Source organism: Streptomyces sp. MBT53 (assembly GCF_016654115.1).
Classification (GTDB): Bacteria; Actinomycetota; Actinomycetes; order Streptomycetales; family Streptomycetaceae; genus Streptomyces.
In genome coordinates this window covers 1-990 of record NZ_JAEQAZ010000486.1, presented here as the reverse complement: position 1 = coordinate 990, position 990 = coordinate 1, and the positions used below count along the sequence as shown (strand labels likewise).

At 73.9% G+C, this 990-nt stretch carries 1 protein-coding gene; it reads left to right on the top strand.

Translation table 11 applies throughout. The features are described from left to right. On the top strand, window positions 1-990 hold a 990-nt coding region (locus JHN45_RS52400), incomplete at both ends, for a condensation domain-containing protein (protein WP_201056570.1).

Below are 990 nucleotides of genomic sequence, written 5' to 3'. Positions count from 1 at the left end.
CCCCCGCGCCCGCCGGACCCCTCGAACCCGCCCAGATCCGCGTCGAGTTGACCGAACGGATCACCTCCCGGCTCACCGCCCGCGCCCGCGAACGCGGAGTCACCCTCGGCACTCTCGTCCAGGGCGCCTGGGGCCTGCTCGTCGGCCGGATGACGGGCCGCCAGGACGTGCTGTTCGGTACGACGGTCGCCGGACGCGACGCCGCCGTCGACGGCATCGAGTCGATGATCGGCCTGTTCATCAACACCCTGCCCACCCGCCTGCGTTGGGCCCCCGGAGACACCCTGGGCGGGCTCCTCGACCGGCTCCAGGACGAACAGAGCGCGCTCCTCGACCACCAGCACCTCGGCCTCACCGACATCCAGCGCGCCACCGGCCACGCGGGCGACGGCGAACTCTTCGACACCCTCGTGGTGTTCGAGAACTACCCCGGCGGCGAGGGCGCCCCCGGCATCACCGACCCCACCGGCACGATCGCCGTCGCCGGACACGCCTTCCACGACGCCGTGCACTACCCCCTCGCCCTCATCGTCAAGCCCGGCCGCCGCCTCGACCTGCGCCTCAAGCACCACGCCGGGCGCCTCGACGCCGACGCGGTGCAGTCCCTCGCGGACCGGCTCACCCTGATCCTGCAAGCGCTGGCAGACGACCCCGGCGCGCGCGTCGCCGACCTCGACCTGCTCACCCCGGACGAGCTGACCGCCGCCCACCCGGCGGGGGAGACCCGGCCGGTCCCGGCCACCACGCTCGCCGCCGCGTTCGCCGCACAGGTCGCACGCACTCCGGACGCCACGGCCGTCGTGTACGACGGCACGACCACGCTCACCTACGCCGAACTGGACGCACGGGCAGAGGAGTTGGCCGCCCGGCTGCGAGCCAAGGGTGCGGGTCGGGAACGGTTGGTCGCCGTCGCCGTACCCCGCTCGGCGGAGCTGATGGTGGCGCTGCTGGGCGTCCTGAAGTCGGGGGCCGCCTATCTGCCCCTCGACC